This is a genomic window from Thioalbus denitrificans, assembly GCF_003337735.1.
In the GTDB taxonomy this organism is placed as follows: Bacteria; Pseudomonadota; Gammaproteobacteria; order DSM-26407; family DSM-26407; genus Thioalbus; species Thioalbus denitrificans.
Genome location: NZ_QPJY01000001.1, coordinates 587,042 through 607,440, shown reverse-complemented (window position 1 = coordinate 607,440; position 20,399 = coordinate 587,042). Strand labels below are relative to the sequence as shown.

Genomic DNA, 20,399 nt, shown 5'->3' with positions numbered 1-20,399 from the left:
CCCGGTAATCCCTGTGTCCGCTGTGGCTCAACCATCCGCGGCATGCCCATCGGTCGCGAGTGCGAGGCGGTAGGCCACCTGGCCCGCCACCTTCTCCCGGTGCCAGTGCCAGCCGGGCGGCAGGGCCACCTCGCCCAGATCCCGTTCCGCCTCCACGTAGACCCGGGCGCCCGGCGCCAGCCACCCCGCCCCGGCCAGCAGCCGCAGGCACGGCGCCAGCAGTCCCTGGCCGAAGGGCGGGTCCAGGAACACCACGTCGAAGGCTTCGGCCGGGCCGCGCAGGAAGGCCAGCGCGTCGGCCCGCAGCGCCCGGCCCTCCGTCGCGCCCAGCGTCTCGAGATGCCCGGCGATGGCGGCCACCGCCCGCGGCGCGGCATCCACGAACACCACCGTCGCGGCCCCGCGGGACAGGGCCTCCAGCCCCAGCACGCCGCTGCCGGCGAAGAGATCCAGGCAGCGGGCACCCTCGATCACCGGCGCCAGCCAGTTGAACAGGGTCTCGCGCACCCGGTCGGGCGTGGGACGCAGACCCGGCAGCGGGGCGAAATGGAGCCGCCGCCCCCGGTGACGGCCGCCGATGATGCGCAGGGTGCCGCCGCCGGAGACCGGCCGGGTGCGGCGCACCGGCCCGCCCCTATCCTTCACCGCCACCTCCGACGGTCACGGTGACGAGCCGATCGGGGTGAACACGGCGGGCGAAAGCCGCGCGCACCTGCGCGGCGGTCACCGCCTCCACCCGGTCGTTGAAGGTGTCGAGATAGTCCAGGGGCAGACGGTAGAAGCCGATGAGGGCCAGGTACTCGACGATATTGGCGTTGCTGTCGATGCGCAGGGGGAAACCCCCGGTGATGTTGCGCTTCGCCGCCTCCAGCTCCGCCGCGGTGGGGCCCCCGGCCACGAACTTGTCCAGCACCGCGTTGAGCACCGTCAGGGCCTCGCCGGCCTGGTCGTTGCGGGTCTGCAGCCCCAGCAGGAACGGGCCGCGGGCGCGCATGGGCACGAAGGCGCTGTAGACGCTGTAGGACAGGCCGCGCTCATCGCGCACCTCCCGGGTCAGGCGCGAGGTGAAGCCGCCGCCGCCGAGGATGTGATTGCCCACGTAGAGGGGGAAGTAGTCGGGATCCCGGCGGTCGATGCCGGGCTGGCCCACGAGCACGTGGGTCTGGGCGGAGGGAAACGCCACCGTCACGCTGCGCGGGGCGGTGAGCGCCGCCACCGGCGGCAGCGGCGGCGCCGGTTCGCCCGCCGGCAGACGTCCGATCACCTGGTCGGCGAGCGCCTCGGCCCGGCCCCGGTCCAGGTCGCCGACGATGGCCACCACGGCGTTGCGGGCCACGTAGAAGCGGCGCTGGAAGGCCACCACCTGCGCCCGGGTGAGGGCGTTCACGCTCTCCGGCGTGCCGAGGGTCGGCGCGGCGTAGGGGTGGTCGCCGTAGACGGCCCGGTACCAGGCGTTGCGGGCCTGGGCGGCGGGATCCTGGCGCTCCTGTTCCAGGGCCACCAGCATCTGCTGCCGCACCCGCTCCAGGGCGGTGTCCGGGAAGTCGGGCTGGGCCAGCAGGGTGGCGAATGTCGCCACCGCCGGCGCCAGCAGTTCCGGGTCGGTGAGGCTGCGCAGGCTCACCACCGCCATGTCGCGCAAGGCGTCGTTGTCCAGCTGCGCCCCCACCGACTCCAGGCGCGCGGCGATGGTGTCGGCGTCCAGGCCGCCGGCGCCTTCCGCCAGCAGGCCGTTGACCAGGGTGGCCAGGCCGCCGTGGCCATCGTTGCGGGCGCTGCCGGCATCGAAGACCACCCGCACATCCACCATGGGCAGCGCGGGGGTGGGCACGAAGTAGACCCGCGCCCCGTTGCCGGTCTCCCAGTGCTGGATGTCCGGCGCCGCCAGCGCCGGCAGCGGCAGGAGCAGGAACAGGAGCAGCAGCGCCGCCAGCCAGGCGTTCGTTCGCTCAGGATTGCTCATCGCGGGCCCCTCCCTGCGGCACGGGGCGCGGCTCGCGCGCGCCCTCGGCGGTCGGCTGCGGCTCCAGCACCGCCACGGTGAGGTTGTCTCCGGTCAGGTACTTGCGCGCCACCGCCCGGACCTGTTCGGCGGTGACCGCGCGGATGCGGTCGACGTACCCGTCCATCAGGCGCCAGTCCAGGCCGATGCTCTCCAGCCGGCCGATGCGGATGGCCTGGTACTGCACCGAATCGCGGCCGAAGACGTCGCCCGCCACCACCTGGGCCTTGACCCGCGCCAGTTCGGCCCCGTCCACCGGCCGCTCCTGCAGCTGCCGCACCTGGTCGCGGAAGGCGGCCTCCAGCGCCGCCACGCCGTGACCGTTGGCGGGCACCCCCTCGAGCTGGAACAGGCCCGGCAGGCGCGCGAAGGCGCCGTAGCCGGCCCCGGCGCTGGCCGCCACCTGGCTGCCGCGCACCAGCTCCCGGGCCAGCCGCGCGCTGTCGCCGCCGTCGAGAATGCCGGCCAGGACCGCCAGGGCGTAGGGCTCCCACGCCGTCTCCGCCTGGCCGACCACCGGCACATGGTAGCCCATGATCAGGTAGGGCAGGCGCGCCGGCAGCCGCACGGTGACCCGCCGCTCGCCCAGCTGTTCCGGCTCGCGCCGGGGCTTGAGGGCGGCCGGCTCCGAGGGGGCGAGCGGGCCGAAGTGCTCCCGGGCCAGGGCCAGGACCGCCTCGGCCCGCACGTCGCCCACCACCACCAGGATGGCGTTGTTGGGCGCGTACCAGCGCCGGTACCAGGCGCGCAGGTCCTCCACCGTGTAGTTCTGGATGTCGTTCATCCAGCCGATGACCGGCTGCCGGTAGGGGCTCTCCAGGTAGGCCAGGGCGTTGAAACGCTCGTAGGCGAGCGACTGGGGATCGTCCTCGGTGCGCAGGCGCCGCTCCTCGGCCACCACCTGGCGCTCCTTCAGGAACTCCGCCTCCGGCAGCTGCAGGTTGCGCATCCGGTCGGCCTCAAGCTCGAAGCTCACCGCCAGGCGGCTCTTCTCCAGCTGCTGGTAGTAGGCGGTGGCGTCGCGGCTGGTGAAGGCGTTCTCGCTGCCGCCGTTCTCGGCGATGATGCGCGAGAACTCGCCCGCCGGGTGCGCCTCGGTGCCCTTGAACATCATGTGCTCGAGCATGTGGGAGATCCCGGTCAGCCCGGCCGGCTCGTAGCTCGAACCCACCCGGTACCAGACCTGGGAGACCACCACCGGGGCCCGGTGGTCCTCCTTGACGATGACTTTCATGCCGTTGTCGAGGGTGTATTCCGCGACCTCGGCATGGGCGGACCACGGCAGCAGCGCGGCCCACAGGGCGGGGAGCAACAGGCGTTTCAGCATGCCGCAATGTTCTCCTGGCAGAATTGTCGCATGGGTCCCGGGCGGGTTATCGGAATGGGGAGGGGAGTGCTAGGATAGCCCATCCCAACAGGTGGCAGCACCTCGCCCCTTCCGCATCGTTGCCATTCAGACAGCACGGACATGTTCGGGTTCAGAAAAGACAGAGACGAAGAGCACAAGGCGCCGGAGGAGAAGAAGTCCGGCATCATGTCACGCCTCAAGAGCGGCCTGCGGCGCACCCGCGAGGTGCTGCTCATGGACGTGGGCGAGCTGGTCGCGCGGCGGCGCCGGATCGACGACGAGCTGCTGGAGGAGATCGAGACCCACCTGCTGATGGCGGACGTGGGCGTGGAGGCCACCAGCCAGATCATCGCCGACCTGACCGCGCGCCTGGCGCGCAAGCAGCTGGACGACGCCGACGCCCTCTACGCGGCGCTGCGCGAGAACATGCTCGGCCTGCTGCGGCCGGTCGACGTGCCGCTGGTTCCGGACACCGAACAACGCCCCTACGTGCTGCTGATGGTGGGGGTGAACGGCGCCGGCAAGACCACCACCATCGGCAAGCTGGCCCGGCGCTTCCAGGCCGAGGGCCGCAGCGTCATGCTGGCCGCCGGCGACACCTTCCGCGCCGCGGCGGTGGAGCAGCTGCAGGTCTGGGGCGAGCGCAACGGCATCCCGGTCATCGCCCAGCACACCGGCGCGGACAGCGCCTCGGTCATCTACGACGCGGTGGCGGCGGCCAGGGCCCGCGGCATCGACGTGCTCATCGCCGACACCGCCGGGCGCCTGCACACCAAGAGCAACCTGATGGAGGAGCTGGTCAAGGTCAAGCGCGTCATCACCAAGCTCGACCCGTCGGCCCCCCACGAGGTGATGCTGGTGCTGGACGCCGGCACCGGGCAGAACGGCCTGGCCCAGGCCGAGCAGTTTCACGCCGCGGTGAACGTCACCGGCATCACCCTCACCAAGATGGACGGCACCGCCAAGGGCGGCATCATCTTCGCCATCGCCAAGAAGATGGGCCTGCCCATCCGTTTCGTGGGCGTGGGCGAGACCATCGACGATCTGCGCCCGTTCGGGGCCGAGGCCTTCGTCGAGGCCCTGCTGGCCCGCGAGCCGGAGTAGCGGCCGGCCGGCACCGGAAACGCCCATCCCCCGCCGGCGGCACCGCGCCCCGCGGCCGCCTGCCTGCGTTTCGTTCCATGGACCCACAATGCGCCACCACAACGTGACGATACATTCCCGCTTACCGTCGCGCTCCGGCCGGACCAGACCATGATCCGGTTCACCGAGGTCAGCAAGCGCTATCCCAACGGCTTCCAGGCCCTGAGCCGGGTGAGCTTCCACCTGGAGCGGGGCGGGATGGCCTTCCTCACCGGCCACTCCGGCGCCGGCAAGAGCACGCTGCTGAAGCTCATCACGCGCATGGAGACCTGCTCCCAGGGCCAGGTGCTGGTGGACGGGCAGAACGTGGCCCGGCTGCCGTCACGGCGCGTCCCCGGGCTGCGCCGCTCCATGGGCATCGTGTTCCAGAACCACCACCTGCTGTTCGACCGCACCGTGTTCGACAACGTGGCCGTGCCGCTGGTGATCGCGGGGCTGCCCCACGGGGAGGTACGGCGCCGGGTGCACGCCGCGCTCGACAAGGTGGGTCTGCTGAGCAAGGAGAAGCTCTACCCCATCGCGCTGTCCGGCGGCGAGCAGCAGCGGGTGGGCATCGCCCGGGCCGTGGTCCACCGGCCGCCCCTGCTGCTCGCCGACGAGCCGACCGGCAACCTCGACCCGGAGCTCTCGGCCGAAATCATGGGGCTGTTCGAGCAGTTCAACCAGGTCGGGGTGACCGTGCTCGTGGCCAGTCACGACCTGGCCCTGATCCGCGCCATGGGCCAGCGGGTGCTGACCCTCGCCCGGGGCGAGCTGGCGCAGGGGGGGGTACCGGCATGAGCATGGCCACCCGCAAGCCGGAACGCCGCTCCCCGGAGCGGGCCCGGAAACCGCCCCGCGAGCGCCGGCAGCGACGGGGCGGGGAAGCCTCGTCCTGGCGCCGCCTGCCCCGGACCTGGCTCACCCACCACCTGCAGGCCCTGGTGGGCAGCCTCGGCCGCCTGGTCCGCGCGCCGCTCGGCAACCTGATGACGGTGCTGGTGCTCGGCATCGCGCTGGCCCTGCCGGCGGCCCTGCACCTGGTGCTGGCCAACGCCCGGCAGCTGAGCGACACCTGGGAGGGCGCCGCCCGGATCTCCCTCTACCTGCGGCTCAGCGTCCCCGACAGCGAGGCCCGCGGACTGGCCCGGCGCATCGAAGGGCGCCCGGAGGTGGCCTCGGTCCGCTACATCACCCGTGACGAGGCGCTGGCGGAGTTCCGCCAGGCGTCGGGACTCGACATCGCCATCGACAGCCTGGGCGAAAACCCCCTTCCGGCCACGTTGGTGGTGAGCCCGGCAGATGAGGTAGCCAAGCCCAAGGCGCTGGAGCGACTGCGCGAGGAGCTGCAGGCGCTGCCGGGGGTGGAGCTGGCCCGGCTGGACCTGGAGTGGATCCAGCGGCTCTACGCCCTCATGGAGCTGGTGTGGCGGGCCGTGATGGTGATCGGCGCCCTGCTCGGCCTGGCCGTGATCCTGGTCATCGGCAACACCATCCGGCTGGCCATCGAGAACCGGCGCGAGGAGATCGTGGTGATGAAGCTGGTGGGCGCCACCGACGGCTTCGTGCGCCGGCCATTCCTCTATACCGGTCTCTGGTACGGCCTGGCCGGAGGGAGCGTGGCCTGGCTGCTGGTGGCGCTGTCGCTGGGCTGGCTGCATGCCCCGGTCCAGCGCCTGGCGCTGCTCTACCAGAGCGGCTTCACCCTGCGCGGCCTCGCCGCGACCGAGGTGCTGGCGCTGCTCGCCTTCGCCGTGGTGCTGGGCCTGGCCGGGGCCTGGCTCGCCGTGGGTCGCCACCTGAAGTCCATCGAACCCACCTGAGCCGCCCCCGGGGATTACGCCGACCCCGTGACGGGAACTTTTCACCCCCCTTAGCACTCACACTCCGTGAGTGCTAAAATCGGGTCAGACGACCGGACCCCGGGCACCCGCAAGGGTGACGCGGGGTTTCAACGTGCCGCCGGGAGGACTATGAGCACCGCGTTACAGAAACTGGAGATGAGCCTGCCGACCGGCAGCCTGGAGGCCTATGTCGAGGCCGTCAACCGGCTGCCCATGCTCAGCGCCGAGGAGGAACGGGAGCTGGCGCTGCGGCTGCGCGACGAGCACGACCTGGACGCCGCCCGCGCCCTGGTCATGTCCCACCTGCGCTTCGTGGTCCGCATCGCCCGCGGCTACAACGGCTACGGCCTGCAGCAGTCCGACCTGATCCAGGAAGGCAACATCGGCCTCATGAAGGCGGTCAAGCGCTACGACCCGGACGTGGGCGTGCGCCTGGTCTCCTTCGCCGTACACTGGATCCGGGCCGAGATGCACGAATTCATCCTGCGCAACTGGCGCATCGTCAAGGTGGCCACCACCAAGGCCCAGCGCAAGCTGTTCTTCAACCTGCGCAACGCCAAGCAGCGCCTCGGCTGGTTCACCCGCGAGGAGGTGAACGCGGTGGCGAAGGACCTGGGGGTCAAGCCCGAGACGGTCCTGGAGATGGAGGCCCGCCTGGCGGCCCACGACGCCGCCTTCGACGGCCACAGCGAGGACAGCGACGATCACGCGCCGCCCGCGCCGGTCCACTACCTGGAAGACCGCCGCTTCGATCCTGCCGAACAGGCGGAGAGCGATGACTGGCGCGAGCACAGCCTGGCCCGGCTCGAGGAGAGTCTCGCCGGCCTCGACGAGCGCAGCCAGGAGATCATCCAGCGCCGCTGGCTGACCGACGGCGAGAAGGCCACCCTGCAGGATCTCGCCGACAAGTACCGGGTCTCCGCCGAGCGCATCCGCCAGCTGGAGCAGAACGCCCTGCGCAAGCTGCGCCTGGCCGTCGTTCCCGCCTGAGGCACAACGCCCCCGCCCCGCCGGCCGGGGGCACGCACCGCCGCACCCCACCGCTCTCCCGCAACGACGCCGGGCTGAAAATATCCGCGCCGGCGGGTACACTGCACCCTCTGCAAGGGAACCGCACACGCACATGTCGAAGACAATCCTGCTCCGCGTCATCCTCGTCCTGGTCCTGCTGGCGGGCGCGGCCTACCTGATCCTGGTGCCCAGCGGCGATCGTCCCCGCCACGGCGCCGAGACCCTGCCCTGGTCGGTGACGGTGAACCCCGACGGCAGCACCACGGCGTTCGGCTTCACCCTGGGGCGGACCACGCTGGCCGAGGTCCGCGCCAAGCTCCAGGAGCAGGGCGAGCTCAGCCTCTTCACCACCGACGCCGGCCGGCTGGATCTCGAGGCCTTCTTCCAGGAGGTGAGCCTGAAGGGCCTCAAGGCGAAGATGGTGGTCGTTCTGGCGGCTCCCCGGGCGCAGCTGGAGGGGATGTACACCCGCGGCCTGCGCATCAGCACCCTGGCCGAGGGCCAGCGGCGGGTCACGCTGCATCCTGACGACATCGCAGCCGCCGCGGCGCTGCCCGTGCACCACATCACCTACCTCCCGAGCGCCCGCCTCGACGAGGAGATCATCGGCAAGCGCTTCGGAGCCGCCGCGGAGAAGCGGGTGGACGGCAGCGGGGTCACCCACTGGCTCTACCCGACGCGGGGCATCGACGTCGCCGTGGCCGGCGACGGGAAGACCGTCATCCAGTACGCCCTGCCGGAAGATTTCACCCAGCTGAGTGAACCCCTGGAGCGGACGTCCGAGTAGGGGTACCGGCGCGGTTCCGGCCGCCCGCCGGCCTCAACTCCGCGCCACGGGGCTCACTTGCGGGTCCGCGGCTCTTCCTCCGCCTGCTCCGGAGCCGCCCCGCCCTCTCCCGGGGCGTCACCCTGGGGTGCCCCGGCCTTGCTCCGGCCGCCCCGGTCCTGCTCCTCATCCAGATCCTCGTCCATGAGGATGCGGTGGGCCTCGCCTTCCAGGTCGTCGAACTGACCGCTCCTGGCCGCCCAGAACAGGACACCCACCACCACCAGGCCGAACAGCAGAACCCCCGGCAACAGACCGTAGATCACATCCATCGTCACACACTCTCTTCGTTCATTGCCGCCCCAGTGGCGTCATCACCGGCAGCACATGCAGCCGGCCAGCCGCTCGCAGGTTGCCCCGCGCAGTGGCGGCGGTGACAGGGGTCCGGATCCGACCGGGTCCGGCTTGAAGAACCGCCTCAGGCGCGGTCCCGGAACAGGGTCCGGATGCGCGCCGCGTTGCCGATCACCAGCAGCGAGCTGATCGGCATGGAGATGGCCGCCAGCAGCGGCGTGATGTAGGCCATTACCGCCAGCGGCACCATGATGAGATTGTAGGTAAAGGAGATGCCGATGTTCTGGCGGATGGTGCGCAGTGTGCGCCGGGACAGGCGCACCGCCATCAGCACCTTGCGCAGCTCGTTGCTCATCAGCACGATGCTGGCGCTCTCGATGGAGACGTCGGTCCCCGAGCCGAGCGCGATGCCCACATCGGCGCGGATGAGCGCGGGGGCATCGTTGATCCCGTCCCCGACCATCGCCACCCGCAGGCCGCGCCCGCGCAGCTCGCCGACGACCCGGTCCTTGTCCTGGGGCAGCACCTCGGCCAGCACCTCCATGCCGCCGAGCTGCTGCGCCACCGCCTCGGCGACCCCGCGCCGGTCACCGGTAAGCAGGGTCATGCCGATGCCCTCGGCCCGCAGGCCCGCCACCAGCTCCAGGGCGTCGGGACGCAGCCGGTCGGACACCCCGACGAGGCCCACGTGACGGCCATCCACCGCCACGTGCACGCAGGTCACCACCTCGGCCTCCAGCACCCGGGCCCGCTCCAGCAGCCCCGGGTCCGGCACGACGCCTTCCCGCTGCAGCAGGCTCAGGGTGCCGGCCACCCAGCGCCGCCCCTCCAGCCGGGCACTCACGCCCATGCCCGGATGGTTGTTGAACTCGCTCACGCCATGGCGATCCGGGCCCAGGTTGCGCGCCCGCGCCGCGGCCACCATGGCATCGGCGATGCTGTGCTCGGACTGGACCTCGATGGCCGCCACCCGGGCCAGCAGGCCATCGGCATCCAGCGCCCCGTCGGCCACCTCGATGCTGGTCACCGACATGCTGCCCTCGGTCAGGGTCCCGGTCTTGTCCAGCACCACGTGGTCGATGCCCGAGAGCGTCTCCAGCACCTCGCCGTTCTTGACCAGGATGCCGTGGCGTGCGCCGAAGCCGGACGCCACGGCGATGGCCATGGGGGTGGCCAGGCCGAAGGCGCACGGACAGGTGATGATGAGCACCGCGGTGGCCGCCATCAGCGCCTTGTCGATCCCGTCCCCGTGCCAGAGCAGGAAAGTGAACAGGCCGAGCAGCAGGGTCACCGCCACGAACCAGGGCACGATGCGGTCGGCCGTGCACTGGATGGGCGCCTTGGAGGCCTGGGCATCCTCCACCAGCCGGATGATCCGTCCCAGCGCCGTGTCCCGCAGCACCTGCTCGGTGCGCACCTTCAATGTGCTGCGGACGTTCACCGTGCCGGCGGCCACCCGGTCTCCGGGGCCCTTCTCCACCGGCATCGATTCGCCGCTGAGCATGGACTCGTCCACGCCGCTGCGGCCCTCGATCACCTCGCCGTCCACCGGCAGCTTCTCGCCCGGACGCACCAGCACCAGCTCGCCGGGCTTGACGGCCCGCACGGGCACGACCTCCTCCCCCCCGTCGCGCAGCACCGCCGCCACCTTCGGCTGCAGGTCCATCAGCCGCTGGGTCGAGGAGACGGCCTGCCGCCGGGACAGGGACTCCAGGTAGCGCCCCACCAGGATGACGAAGACGAAGTTCACCACGGTGTCGAAGTAGACCTCGCCCACCGGCGGCCGGAACACGGTGACATAGGTGGAGTAGAGGTAGGTGATGCCGGCGCCGATGGCGATGGGCAGGTCCATGGACAGGTGCAGCGAGCGCAACCCGGTCCAGGCGCCGCGGAAGAAGGGGAACCCCGAGTAGAACAGGGTGGGCGTGGCCAGGAACAGGCCCACCCAGTGGAACAGGTCGCGCATCTCCCCTTCCGCCGCCCCGGCATACAGGGAGATGGAGACCCAGAGCATGTTCATCATGGCGAAACCGGCAAAGGCGATGCGGTAGAGCATCGCCCGGTTCTGCCGGTTCAGCCGTCCCTCCGCCACCTCGGGATCGAAGGGGACGGCTGCGTAGCCGATCTCGCCCAGGCGGCGGATGATGTCGGAGAGATGGACCCGGCCGTTGTCCCAGCGCACCTTGAGCCGCTTGCCGGCCAGGTTCACCTGGGCCTTGAGCACGCCGTCCAGGCGCCCCAGGGCGCGCTCGATCAGCCACACGCAGGCGGCGCAGTGGATGCCCTCCACCAGCAGGTTGATTTCGCGCTCGGCACCGAGTTCGTGGATGAACTCCGACTGCACCTCGTCCAGGTCGAAGACCCGGGTCTCGCGCGGCGGCTCGGGCGGAGGCCCGAGGAGCACGCCATCGGGCGTACGGCGATAGAAGCCCTCCAGGCCGGCGGCGTAGATGGCCTGGCAGACGGCCTCACAGCCGTGACAGCAGAACTCCCGCCCCGCACCATCCACCTCCGCCCGGACGATTTCACCGGGCGCGGGCAGGGGCAGTCCGCAGTGGAAACACTGCTCCCCGGAGGCCTCCTCCTCGGCGGCCGCGGGCGTCGTGAGTCGCGCCTGGGGCTGGGGCTGGGTCACCGCCACGGGTTACTGGGAATCACGCACCATCACGCGGCGGGCGGCGTTCACTTCCCCGTCACCCTGCTTGAGGCTCACCACCACATCCCAGACCCCCTTGAGGGGAAAACTCACCTCGGCGCGATACTGGCCGTTGCCTTCAGCCACCATCGGAACGGAAAAATCATCCTTCTCATTGGCCGGACGGTAGGCATGCAGCGTCGCCGACTCCCCCTCCAGCGGCACCCCGCCCGAGTCACGGGCGATGTAGAGGAAGGTGGCCGACTCGTTCCGCACCGGGCGCGCTGGAGCACGGACATCCAGGTCGAGCTCCTGGGCCCGGACCCGCCGTTCGTTCATGGTCTTTTCGTAGTTCTGACCCTGCTCGTAGTAGTCGCTGTTGACCAGGCCGGGCATGGTCGTGAAGGACATGTACACCATGTATGCGTTGACGCTCAGAACCGTGACCACCAGCCCTATCCAGCCGATGACCCAGGGGCTGCGCCAGGCGGAATTTGGATTTGCCATAGTCTGCACCTGCCTGCCTCGTACGTACCGGGCGGATGACGCACCGTTGCGTCACCCGCCCCCCGACCCTTGCGGGCCTGACCATACCGGGCCTCGCCCGGTTCCCGATGCCGCCTTGGCGGCGCAACCCTGCCGACTTCGCCGCGTCACCCGTGCCGCGTCGGAACTAGCGCCGAGGGCCCACGAAGACGCTCTGGCGCTCGGCACTGAACTGCTCATTCGCCAGGTTGTGGATATGGAAGACCACGGACTCGGAATCCGATTTCAGCTCCTCCCGCGGCACGCGGAGGAATACCGTGGTCGCCGTGACCTTGCTGCCGTGCGCGGTCACCGGCTTGTCCGCTCCGACCAGCACCATGTCATCCAGACCCTCGGCGCTGATGACCACGTCCATGTCGAAGTTGGTCTTGTTGAGAATCTTGAGGGTGTACTTGTTCTGCACCGAGCCGTCGCTCTGCAGCACGAACAGGGGCTGGCGCTCGTGCAGCACCTTCAGCTCCAGCGAGGAGATGGTGCTGATGCCGTAGGCCACGCCAGCCAGGGCGATGGACATGATCCCGGTATAGACCCATACCCGCCCGCGCTTCCACAGCGGCACCGGCTTCTTGCCCTCCAGCTCCTCGAGGGACATGTAGCGAATCAGCCCCCGGTCGCGGCCGAGCTTGTCCATGACGGTGTCACAGGCATCCAGGCACAGGGCACAGGTGATGCACCCCTCCTGCTGTCCCTGGCGGATGTCGACCCCGGTGGGACAGACCGCCACGCACTGGTTGCAGTCGATGCAGTCGCCGGTGGTCCGGTTCGCCTCGGACTCACCCTTCTTGACCCGGCCGCGCGGTTCCCCGCGGCGGTAGTCGTAGGTGGGCAGGGCCGTGGCCTTGTCCACCATCACACCCTGGATGCGCGCATAGGGGCAGAGCCAGAAACAGGCCTGTTCGCGCATGTAGCCTGCCAGCACGTAGGTGCCGCCGGTGAACAGGGCGATGACGATCCAGACCACCGTGCTGGCCTGCAGGGTCGCAATCTGGCCCCACAGCACGAAAGCGTCGGTGAACCAGGCCGCGAAGCTGATGCCGGTCAAAGCCGCGATAATCAGCCACAGCGCGTGCTTGGTCAGCTTGATGCGCAACTTGCGGGCATCCAGCGGCGCCTTTTCCAGCTTCCTGCGCTGCTGCGGATTGCCCTCCAGCCTGTCCTCGATCCAGGTGTAGACATCCGTCCACACCGTCTGGAAGCAGAAGAAACCGCACCAGACCCGCCCGATCAGGGCCGTGGAAACGGCCAGCAGCAAGGCGAAGAAGAGCAGGAGCAGCGACAGCATCCAGAAATCCTGGGGCAGGACCGTGAGACTGAAGATGTGGAACTGACGCTCGGGAATGTCGAACAGGACCGCCTGCCGGCCATCCCAGCGCAGGTAGGGGCCCAGGAAGAAGATCAGCCAGACGGCGTTGCCCAGCCACTTCACGTTGCGCCACTTGCCCGGCACCCGTTTGGCGTGGATGGTCTCCCCACCCGTGTTGACATGCCAGTGCTCGGCCTCGGCATACAGTTCGTCGACACCAGCCTGGTCGACTTTGCGCTGTTCTTCGCTCAACTTACCATCTCCTGTGCCGGGAAATCAGGACAAAATAACCCGACACTAGTCTATCGCCCCGGACCGGATCGCCCCATTGAGAATTGTCAATTCGGCGACGGGAATATAACAGAATACTTACATTCCTGCCGTCGGTGGCGAAACTCGCGCGCGCCCCTCGCCCTTTTCACCCGCCTCTGACGGGGCAGACTGCGGCTGGTAGTCGAAATTGAGGGGGCCCGGACAGCCCCCTCGAAGTGCTTTCAGATTGTTCGCTGCAACCGTGCTTACTTGTGACTCCTGGCGTCGCGGTCCATCAGCTGCTTGGCCTTGAAGCCGAGATAGACCACGATCACCACGGCGATGACCACCGTGAGGACCGAACCCCAGAAAACCGCGTCTGTGTTCATGACATTACCCCCGTTTCCAGTTACCGCGCGGAGGCGGAACGCCTCCGCGCGGTGTCATTTTTTATCTATGAGCCCGCAAGCGGGCTTCAGACGCTCTGGCTGACCGTTACTGGCCGCCGCCGAGCCGGTAGACGTACACGGCCAGCTTCTTGATGGCCGCTTCGTCCAGACGGTCCTTGAAGGACGGCATCTGGGCTTCGCGGGTCTGCGGATCGGTGCCGTCGTTGACACCATGGGTGATGGTGTACTTGGCACTTTCGAAACCGCCCGGCGTGAACCGCCAGATGCTGTCGGTCAGGTTGGCGGAACCCAGCACCTGCATGCCCTTGGCGTCGGGGCCGTGACAGGCGATACAGCCCTTCTGGGTGAACAGGGTCATGCCATCAGGATCGCTCTTGCCCTGGCTGAGGTTGACTGCCAGGTTGGCCAGCGTATCGATCTCCTGCGCGGACAGGATCTTGCCGTGGGCGGTCATGACGCCCTGGCGACCCATGGTGATGCTCTGCTGGATCGTCTCGATGCTGCCGCCATAGATCCAGTTGTCGTCCGCCAGCACCGGGAAACCGGGGTTGCCGGCACCACCGGCCGCGTGGCAGGCGGCACAGTTGTCACCGAACAGCACCTTGGCCGAAGCGACGGTGTAGTCGGTAAGACCCGGGTCGGCCAGGATCTCCTTGGCCGTCTTGGCCTTGATCTGGTCCTCGAACTCGGCCCGGACCGCCTGGATTTCCGCGACGCCCTGCTGGTACTCCTGGATCTGGGTCCAGCCCAGCAGGCCCTTGTTGGCACCCTCCAGACTGACCGGCCAGGTCGGGTAGATGATGCCGTAGACAATCCACCAGATGACGCTCGCCCAGAAGGCGATGGTCCACCAGCGCGGCGGATCGTTGGTCAGTTCGCGCAGGTTGTCATCCCACACGTGCCCGGTATTGCTCTCACCGGGAAACACTTTGTCCGTCATGGTCTTCCTCCACGTTCATTGCGCTCGTCCTCGTCCAGCATCGGGATGTGCCGGTGCGATTCCAGCCGATCCCGGTTCTTGGGACGCAGGACGTAGACATACAGGCCCACCATCAGGAGGAAGATGACCACCGTGATCGTCATACCGATCCAGTCGTTGGTGGTCATCGCCTCCCAATCGGTGTGGAAATATTCCCGCAGACTACTCACGGTAGGCCTTGCCTTCCTCGAGCGTTGCCATTGTGCCGAGCACCTGGAGATAGGACACCAGGGCGTCCATCTCCGTCTTGCCCTGCACGGCGTCAGCCGCGGAGGCAATATCACCATCCGTGTAGGGAACGCCAATCATCTGCATTCCCTTCATGTGGGCCGCAATGGTGGCGCCGTCCACGTAGGCGTTGTCCAGCCAGACGTAGTTCGGCATGACGGACTCCGGAACCACCGAACGCGGAGCGCGGAGGTGCTTGCGGTGCCAGTCATCCGAGTACTTCCCGCCCACACGCGCCAGATCGGGACCGGTACGCTTGGAGCCCCACTGGAACGGGTGGTCGAACATCGACTCGGAGGCCAGGGAGTAGTGACCGTAACGCTCCTTCTCGTCACGGAACGGACGGACCATCTGGGAGTGACAGGTGTAGCAGCCCTCGCGCCGGTAGACATCCCGGCCCGCCAGCTCCAGCGGCGTGTAGGGACGCACGCCGTCACCCGCCTTCCAGTCGTTGAGGGTCTGGCCGGCCTGACGCTGCCAGACGATTTCGGGGAACTTGTTGTGCTCCATGGTGTTCTTCAGGAAGAACAGCGGCACGATTTCGACGATGCCGCCCACTGAAAGAACAATGGCGAGCACAATCAGCATGCCCCAGATATTCCGCTCCAGCTTGTCCTGGAAACGGGTGGAGTAGATCTGATCTGCCATCTCTGAAATCCCCCCCTTAAGCGGTCGCGGTCGCGGCACGGGCGGCGCGCAGGCTGCCCTCGGCCACCGACTTGCGGATGGTCAGAACCGTGTTCAACAGCATGATCACGGCGCCCAGGAGGAAGATCATTCCACCGATGGCACGCATGGCGTAGTACGGGTGCATGGCCTCCACGGATTCGGCGAAGGTGTAGGCCAGGGTGCCGTACTCGTCATAGGCACGCCACATCAGGCCCTGCATGATGCCGGACACCCACATGGCGACGATGTAGACCACGGCGCCGATGGTGGCGGTCCAGAAGTGCAGGTTCACCAGCTTGGCGGAGAAGATCTCCGTGTGCCAGATGCGGGTCATCAGGTGGTAGAGCGCACCCATGCCGACCATGGCCACCCAGCCCAGCGCGCCGGAGTGCACGTGACCCACCGTCCAGTCGGTGTAGTGGGACAGGGCGTTCACCGTCTTCAGCGACATGACCGGACCTTCGAAGGTGGACATGGCGTAGAAGGCGAGCGAGATGATGAGGAAGCGCAGGATGTAGTCGGTGCGCAGCTTGTCCCAGGCACCCGAGAGGGTCATCATGCCGTTCACCGCACCACCCCAGGAGGGGATGATCATGGCCAGCGACACGGCGGCGCCGAGGGAGCCGGTCCAGTCAGGCAGGGCGGTGTACTGCAGGTGGTGCGGCCCGAGCCAGACGTAGCCGAACATCAGGGCCCAGAAGTGGACCACCGACAGGCGATAGGAGAACACCGGACGGTTGGCCTGCTTGGGCACGAAGTAGTACATGATGCCCAGGAAGCCGGCGGTCAGGTAGAAGCCCACCGCGTTGTGACCCCACCACCACTGGATCATGCCGTCCTGCACCCCGGAGAAGAGGGAGTAGGAGGTGAACAGGCCCACCGGGATGGCGAGGCTGTTGACCACGTGCAGGTAGGTGATCATCACCAGCATGCCCAGGTAGAACCAGTTGGACACGTAGATGTGCGAGGTCTTCCGCACCGCCAGGGTCATGACGAAGTTGGCCAGGAAGGACAGCCACACCACGGCGATGAGGATGTCGATGGGCCACTCGAGCTCGGCGTACTCCTTGCCCTGGGTCAGGCCCAGCGGCAGGGTGACCACCGCCAGCACGATGATGGTGTTCCAGCCCCAGAAGGTGAACCAGGCCATCTTGTCGCTCCACACGCGTACGCCGCAGGTGCGCTGCACGCTGTAGAAACCGGTGGCCATCAGAACGCAGCCGCCAAAGGCAAAAATCACGGCGTTGGTGTGCAGCGGACGCAGACGCCCGAAGCTCAACCAGGGATTGTCCAGGTTGAGCACCGGCCAGGCCAGCTCCGATGCGATATAGACGCCCACCAGGGCGCCCACCACCAGGTACACCACCGCCATGACGGTGAACCATCGTACAACGTCAAAGTTGTACTTTTGCTCCACTGTCGCTTCCACCACGGTTGTTCTCCTCGTTTCTTAGAGTGTGTGCAAATTGCGCAGATTTCCTACGGGCTCCTGCTGCGGCCTGACCAGCCCTCCCCGACTCCGGCCGCGTGGGTATCGAAATTCCAGGGCGCACACACCCCCGCCCCTTCACCCACATTCTGTAATGATTTAGCACAGGCGCGAATTGTTTCCAGTCGGCCTGCCGAGGACGGTCGGCAACCGTCCATTTCGTGCACGGAAGTTGGCACTGGATGCCATATTAGCGGACAACGATACGTGAACATTGATCTTTGTCAATGTTTCGACTGATCGGTCGCAAGTTGTACCCGGGGGCGGGAAGGTGGGGTCGGAGGCGCCCCGGGGGCGCCTCCGCTGAATCAATACATCCTATTGTTTTATTTGATATTCCAGAATCAGTCGCGAACCTTTGCCAGCAACTGGAGAGCGGTCCGGTTGAGAATCCGCAACTGCTTGCCGCTGACCGAGAGCAGCCCCTCGGCCTGGAAGCGCTTGAACATCCGGCTCACCGTTTCCACCGCCAGGCCGAGGTAGCTGGCGATGTCCTGGCGCGACATGGCGAGACGGAAAGCCTCGGAGGGGAAGCCGCGCACTTCGAGGCGGCGGGAGACGTTGAGAACGAAGGCGGCCAGGCGCTCCTCGGCCGAGGGACGGGAGGAGACCAGCAGCAGACGGGACTGCTCTCCGATCTTCTCGCTCATGGCCTTGATCATCTGCTCGCGGAACTCCGCGAGGCGCACGCCGGAACGCTCGAGTTCGCGGAACTGCAGCTGGCAGACGCTGCTGTCCTCCAGCGCCTTCACGGTGTACTGATGGCGGTTGCCCTTCAGGGCGTCAAGCCCGATCAGCTCTCCGGGAAAGTGGAATGACGTGACCTGTTCCTCGCCCGTGTCCAGCAGCGTGTAGCTCTTGAAGGCGCCGGACTTGACCGCGTAGACGGCCTGAAGCTGCTGACCGTGGCGATAGAGGGTTTCACCCTTGGGAATGCGCGTGCGCCGGGAGAGGACGCCCGCCAGGGGTTCGGAGCGCTCGCCCTGGGGATCGATGACGGTGAGCAGACGCAGGAAGCCGAACAGCCCGCACTCTTCGCAGGCGACCTCGGTCTTGGTCCCGTGCTTCCCTGCAGGGGTTGGTGAACACTGTTCTGGCATGACGGGATCCGGGTTGCGGGTTGAAACCAGGCACTCAGCGCTCGCTCTGCGGCACCTCCGCACTGTCGATGCGCTGACTGCCGGAAAGGGCCGTGTCCCCGGCCAGCAGGGACAGACGGTCGATATCGTGGATGCGGATTCGGCGCCGCTCCACGCGCAGCAGGCCATCCTGCTGGAAGCGTGTGAACAGGCGGCTGACCGTCTCCACCGCCAGCCCGAGATAGTTCCCGATGTCGCTGCGGGACATGCTCAGGTTGTAGTCGGTGGCGGAGAAGCCGCGTTGGCGGAAGCGGATGGCCAGGGAGAGCAGGAATGCCGCCAGGCGCTCCTCGGCGCTCTTCTTGCCGAGCAGCAGCAGCAGCAGCTCGTCGTTGAGCAGCTCCCGGCTCATGACCCGCAGCATCTGCCGCTGCAGGCCCGGCACCCGGGCGCCCATGCGCTCGAAATCCTGGAAGGAGAATTCGCAGATGCTCGAGCTCTCCAGGGCCTTGGCCGAGCTCGGGTGGCGACCGAGGCTGATGGCGTCCAGCGCCACCAGCTCCCCCGGCAGGTAGAAGCCGGTCACCTGCTCGCGGCCGTCCTGCATGATGGTATAGGTCTTCAGCGATCCCGAGCGTACCGCGTAGATGGCATGGAACGGCGCGCCGCCGCGGAACAGCATTTCACCCCGCTTGAGCGAACGCCGGGCGGTGATCACCTCGTCCAGCAGGGCCAGCTCGTCCTCGCCGATACCCAGCGGCAGGCAGAGCTGGAACAGGGTGCAGTCCTGACAGGCGATACGCTTGTCAGCCACCGCCGCGCCGCCGGGGCCTGCCACACTGAGTTTCACATTGCCGGCCATCGATACCTCGAGGTCCTGAGCCGTGCCCATAAATCACCGTATTACCTTATTATGGTGCCGATTATTGATGTGGATCAATCATAGTCTTCATCCGACCGCGCCGGACCTCCCCAGCGGTGATCCGAATGCGGTTCACGCCCGCCGGCCTTGAGGGTATCCTATAAGGCTTGTGCAATCCGAATGCGTACCCGGCACCATGACCCAGCGCAACGCCCGCATCAACCGCGAGACCCTGGAAACCCAGGTCACCGTCAGCATCGACCTGGACGGCACGGGCACGGCCCGCATCGATACCGGCATCCCGTTCCTCGACCACATGCTCGATCAGGTGGCGCGGCACGGGCTCATCGATATCGAAATCGAGGCCCGCGGCGACCTGCACATCGATGCCCACCACACGGTGGAGGATATCGGCATCACCCTCGGCCAGGCCTTGGCCCAGGCCCTGGGCGACAAGCGCGGCATCCGCCGCTACGGACATGCCTATGTGCCCCTGGACGAGGCGCTCTCGCGGGTGGTGGTGGACTTCTCCGGCCGTCCCGGCCTGGAGTACCACGTGGAGTACCCGCGCGCGCGCATCGGCGATTTCGACGTGGACCTGTTCCGGGAGTTCTTCCAGGGGCTGGTCAACCACGCCCGCATCACCCTGCACCTCGATGCCCTGCGCGGCAGCAACGCCCACCATGTGGCGGAGACCCTGTTCAAGGCCCTCGGCCGGGCGCTGCGCATGGCCGCGGAACCCGATCCCCGGGCCCAGGGCATCCCCTCCACCAAGGGCGTTCTCTGAACCCTTCTTCCGACCACAGCCACGGTACAGTACGGCATGAGCAGCGTCGCGGTAATCGATTACGGCATGGGCAACCTGCGCTCGGTATCCAAGGCCCTGGAGCACATGGCCCCGGCGGGAACCCGCGTGCGGGTCACGGACGTGGAGCAGGAGATTCTCTCCGCCGATCGCGTGGTCTTCCCCGGGGTGGGCGCCGCCCGCGACTGCATGGAGGAGATCCGGTCCCGCGGCCTGGAGGATGTGGTCCGCGAGGCGGCCGCCGGCAAGCCCTTCCTCGGCATCTGCATGGGCATGCAGGTGCTCCTTGAACACAGCGAGGAGAACGGCGGCACGCCCTGCCTCGGCGTTCTGCCCGGCGCGGTCCGGTACTTCGGTGAGCGGCTCTCCGATCCCCGCAGCGGGGAGCGGCTGAAGATCCCCCACATGGGCTGGAACCAGGTGCGGCAGACCCGGCCGCACCCGCTGTGGAACGGAATCGCCCAGGACACGCGCTTCTACTTCGTGCACAGCTACTACGTGGATCCCGCCGACGCGGCGCTCAGCGCGGCCAGCACCGAGTACGGGCTGCGCTTCACCGCGGCGGTGGCCCGGGACAACCTCTTCGCCGTCCAGTTCCACCCGGAGAAGAGCCAGCAGGCAGGACTGCAACTGCTGGCGAACTTCCTGGCCTGGGACGGGACGGACTGAGCCGCGCCGGCAACCGGCCGCCGGAG

21 protein-coding genes are annotated in these 20,399 nt (G+C 67.9%); 7 read left to right on the top strand and 14 right to left on the bottom strand.

The genetic code is table 11. The features are described 5' to 3' along the window. Positions 1 to 27: 27 nt before the first annotated feature. The 3 genes from rsmD to DFQ59_RS02870 are packed head-to-tail and all read right to left on the bottom strand — an operon-like array spanning position 28 to position 3,329. Positions 28 to 645: a 16S rRNA (guanine(966)-N(2))-methyltransferase RsmD gene (gene rsmD, locus DFQ59_RS02880; RefSeq protein WP_245937151.1), complete on the bottom strand. Its 618-nt coding sequence runs from the start codon at positions 643 to 645 to the stop codon at positions 28 to 30. Next, positions 635 to 1,963 carry a M16 family metallopeptidase gene (locus DFQ59_RS02875; protein WP_114278143.1) on the bottom strand — a complete coding sequence of 443 codons (1,329 nt, stop codon included), beginning with the start codon at positions 1,961 to 1,963 and terminating at the stop codon, positions 635 to 637. Before DFQ59_RS02875 ends, rsmD begins: the two co-directional genes overlap by 11 nt. Beyond that, positions 1,950 to 3,329: a M16 family metallopeptidase gene (locus DFQ59_RS02870; RefSeq protein WP_114278142.1), complete on the bottom strand. Its 1,380-nt coding sequence runs from the start codon at positions 3,327 to 3,329 to the stop codon at positions 1,950 to 1,952. Before DFQ59_RS02870 ends, DFQ59_RS02875 begins: the two co-directional genes overlap by 14 nt. A 141-nt stretch (positions 3,330 to 3,470) precedes the next feature. Here DFQ59_RS02870 and ftsY point away from each other — a divergent pair, with 141 nt between their 5' ends. The 5 genes from ftsY (at position 3,471) to DFQ59_RS02845 (ending at position 8,114) form a co-directional block, all read left to right on the top strand. Continuing rightward, on the top strand, positions 3,471 to 4,454 hold the full coding sequence (gene ftsY / locus DFQ59_RS02865) for a signal recognition particle-docking protein FtsY (protein WP_114278141.1): 984 nt from the start codon (positions 3,471 to 3,473) through the stop codon (positions 4,452 to 4,454). 150 nt (positions 4,455 to 4,604) lie between these two features. After that, on the top strand, positions 4,605 to 5,273 hold the full coding sequence (gene ftsE / locus DFQ59_RS02860; RefSeq protein WP_114278140.1) for a cell division ATP-binding protein FtsE: 669 nt from the start codon (positions 4,605 to 4,607) through the stop codon (positions 5,271 to 5,273). Beyond that, positions 5,270 to 6,295 carry a permease-like cell division protein FtsX gene (gene ftsX / locus DFQ59_RS02855; RefSeq protein WP_245937150.1) on the top strand — a complete coding sequence of 342 codons (1,026 nt, stop codon included), beginning with the start codon at positions 5,270 to 5,272 and terminating at the stop codon, positions 6,293 to 6,295. Before ftsE ends, ftsX begins: the two co-directional genes overlap by 4 nt. Before the next feature lie 150 nt (positions 6,296 to 6,445). After that, positions 6,446 to 7,306 (top strand): RNA polymerase sigma factor RpoH, encoded by an 861-nt coding sequence (gene rpoH, locus DFQ59_RS02850; protein WP_114278138.1) that lies wholly within the window; start codon positions 6,446 to 6,448, stop codon positions 7,304 to 7,306. 133 nt (positions 7,307 to 7,439) lie between these two features. Further along, positions 7,440 to 8,114, top strand: a complete 675-nt coding sequence (locus tag DFQ59_RS02845) for a hypothetical protein (protein WP_114278137.1) — start codon at positions 7,440 to 7,442, stop codon at positions 8,112 to 8,114. Between the two features lie 53 nt (positions 8,115 to 8,167). Here the strand turns inward: DFQ59_RS02845 and ccoS are convergent, their stop codons facing one another. The 11 genes from ccoS to fnr all read right to left on the bottom strand — a co-directional run bounded on the left by ccoS (position 8,168) and on the right by fnr (position 18,851). Continuing rightward, positions 8,168 to 8,425 carry a cbb3-type cytochrome oxidase assembly protein CcoS gene (gene ccoS / locus DFQ59_RS02840; RefSeq protein ID WP_114278136.1) on the bottom strand — a complete coding sequence of 86 codons (258 nt, stop codon included), beginning with the start codon at positions 8,423 to 8,425 and terminating at the stop codon, positions 8,168 to 8,170. Between the two features lie 146 nt (positions 8,426 to 8,571). Continuing rightward, positions 8,572 to 11,088 carry a heavy metal translocating P-type ATPase gene (locus DFQ59_RS02835; RefSeq protein ID WP_342768412.1) on the bottom strand — a complete coding sequence of 839 codons (2,517 nt, stop codon included), beginning with the start codon at positions 11,086 to 11,088 and terminating at the stop codon, positions 8,572 to 8,574. A gap of 3 nt (positions 11,089 to 11,091) precedes the next feature. Continuing rightward, a complete protein-coding gene (locus DFQ59_RS02830; protein ID WP_114278135.1) occupies positions 11,092 to 11,589 on the bottom strand; it encodes a FixH family protein in 498 nt (165 codons plus the stop codon). A 166-nt stretch (positions 11,590 to 11,755) separates the two neighbouring features. Further along, a complete protein-coding gene (gene ccoG, locus DFQ59_RS02825) occupies positions 11,756 to 13,183 on the bottom strand; it encodes a cytochrome c oxidase accessory protein CcoG (protein WP_114278134.1) in 1,428 nt (475 codons plus the stop codon). 266 nt (positions 13,184 to 13,449) lie between these two features. Beyond that, the gene (locus DFQ59_RS20440) at positions 13,450 to 13,572 is read right to left on the bottom strand and encodes a hypothetical protein (protein WP_281268226.1); all 123 of its coding nucleotides are present in this window, start codon (positions 13,570 to 13,572) and stop codon (positions 13,450 to 13,452) included. Between the two features lie 106 nt (positions 13,573 to 13,678). Then, positions 13,679 to 14,533, bottom strand: coding sequence for a cytochrome-c oxidase, cbb3-type subunit III (ccoP, locus tag DFQ59_RS02820; protein ID WP_114278133.1), 855 nt, complete (start codon positions 14,531 to 14,533; stop codon positions 13,679 to 13,681). Further along, entirely contained in the window at positions 14,530 to 14,742 is a 213-nt protein-coding gene (locus tag DFQ59_RS02815; RefSeq protein ID WP_114278132.1) for a cbb3-type cytochrome c oxidase subunit 3, read from the bottom strand. Before DFQ59_RS02815 ends, ccoP begins: the two co-directional genes overlap by 4 nt. Then, positions 14,735 to 15,448, bottom strand: a complete 714-nt coding sequence (gene ccoO, locus DFQ59_RS02810) for a cytochrome-c oxidase, cbb3-type subunit II (protein WP_114278131.1) — start codon at positions 15,446 to 15,448, stop codon at positions 14,735 to 14,737. The genes DFQ59_RS02815 and ccoO overlap by 8 nt, the downstream gene beginning before the upstream one ends. 16 nt (positions 15,449 to 15,464) lie before the next feature. Further along, positions 15,465 to 16,898 carry a cytochrome-c oxidase, cbb3-type subunit I gene (gene ccoN, locus DFQ59_RS02805; protein WP_114278481.1) on the bottom strand — a complete coding sequence of 478 codons (1,434 nt, stop codon included), beginning with the start codon at positions 16,896 to 16,898 and terminating at the stop codon, positions 15,465 to 15,467. Positions 16,899 to 17,302: 404 nt separating this feature from the next. Then, positions 17,303 to 18,058: a helix-turn-helix domain-containing protein gene (locus DFQ59_RS02800; protein WP_170142004.1), complete on the bottom strand. Its 756-nt coding sequence runs from the start codon at positions 18,056 to 18,058 to the stop codon at positions 17,303 to 17,305. Positions 18,059 to 18,092: 34 nt separating this feature from the next. Then, positions 18,093 to 18,851 (bottom strand): fumarate/nitrate reduction transcriptional regulator Fnr, encoded by a 759-nt coding sequence (gene fnr / locus DFQ59_RS02795; protein ID WP_114278480.1) that lies wholly within the window; start codon positions 18,849 to 18,851, stop codon positions 18,093 to 18,095. A gap of 244 nt (positions 18,852 to 19,095) precedes the next feature. Between fnr and hisB the strand changes: the two genes are divergently transcribed. Then, entirely contained in the window at positions 19,096 to 19,686 is a 591-nt protein-coding gene (gene hisB / locus DFQ59_RS02790; RefSeq protein WP_114278129.1) for an imidazoleglycerol-phosphate dehydratase HisB, read from the top strand. 36 nt (positions 19,687 to 19,722) lie between these two features. Then, entirely contained in the window at positions 19,723 to 20,373 is a 651-nt protein-coding gene (gene hisH, locus DFQ59_RS02785; protein WP_114278128.1) for an imidazole glycerol phosphate synthase subunit HisH, read from the top strand. Positions 20,374 to 20,399 lie beyond the last annotated feature (26 nt).

Coding starts and splice junctions, on each gene's coding strand:
- DFQ59_RS02875 (WP_114278143.1), bottom strand. CDS start 1,963: ATGAGCAATCCTGAGCGAACGAACGCCTGGCTGGCGGCGCTGCTGCTC.
- DFQ59_RS02870 (WP_114278142.1), bottom strand. CDS start 3,329: ATGCTGAAACGCCTGTTGCTCCCCGCCCTGTGGGCCGCGCTGCTGCCG.
- ftsY (WP_114278141.1), top strand. CDS start 3,471: ATGTTCGGGTTCAGAAAAGACAGAGACGAAGAGCACAAGGCGCCGGAG.
- ftsE (WP_114278140.1), top strand. CDS start 4,605: ATGATCCGGTTCACCGAGGTCAGCAAGCGCTATCCCAACGGCTTCCAG.
- ftsX (WP_245937150.1), top strand. CDS start 5,270: ATGAGCATGGCCACCCGCAAGCCGGAACGCCGCTCCCCGGAGCGGGCC.
- rpoH (WP_114278138.1), top strand. CDS start 6,446: ATGAGCACCGCGTTACAGAAACTGGAGATGAGCCTGCCGACCGGCAGC.
- DFQ59_RS02845 (WP_114278137.1), top strand. CDS start 7,440: ATGTCGAAGACAATCCTGCTCCGCGTCATCCTCGTCCTGGTCCTGCTG.
- ccoS (WP_114278136.1), bottom strand. CDS start 8,425: ATGGATGTGATCTACGGTCTGTTGCCGGGGGTTCTGCTGTTCGGCCTG.
- DFQ59_RS02830 (WP_114278135.1), bottom strand. CDS start 11,589: ATGGCAAATCCAAATTCCGCCTGGCGCAGCCCCTGGGTCATCGGCTGG.
- DFQ59_RS20440 (WP_281268226.1), bottom strand. CDS start 13,572: ATGAACACAGACGCGGTTTTCTGGGGTTCGGTCCTCACGGTGGTCATC.
- ccoP (WP_114278133.1), bottom strand. CDS start 14,533: ATGACGGACAAAGTGTTTCCCGGTGAGAGCAATACCGGGCACGTGTGG.
- ccoO (WP_114278131.1), bottom strand. CDS start 15,448: ATGGCAGATCAGATCTACTCCACCCGTTTCCAGGACAAGCTGGAGCGG.
- DFQ59_RS02800 (WP_170142004.1), bottom strand. CDS start 18,058: ATGCCAGAACAGTGTTCACCAACCCCTGCAGGGAAGCACGGGACCAAG.
- hisB (WP_114278129.1), top strand. CDS start 19,096: ATGACCCAGCGCAACGCCCGCATCAACCGCGAGACCCTGGAAACCCAG.
- hisH (WP_114278128.1), top strand. CDS start 19,723: ATGAGCAGCGTCGCGGTAATCGATTACGGCATGGGCAACCTGCGCTCG.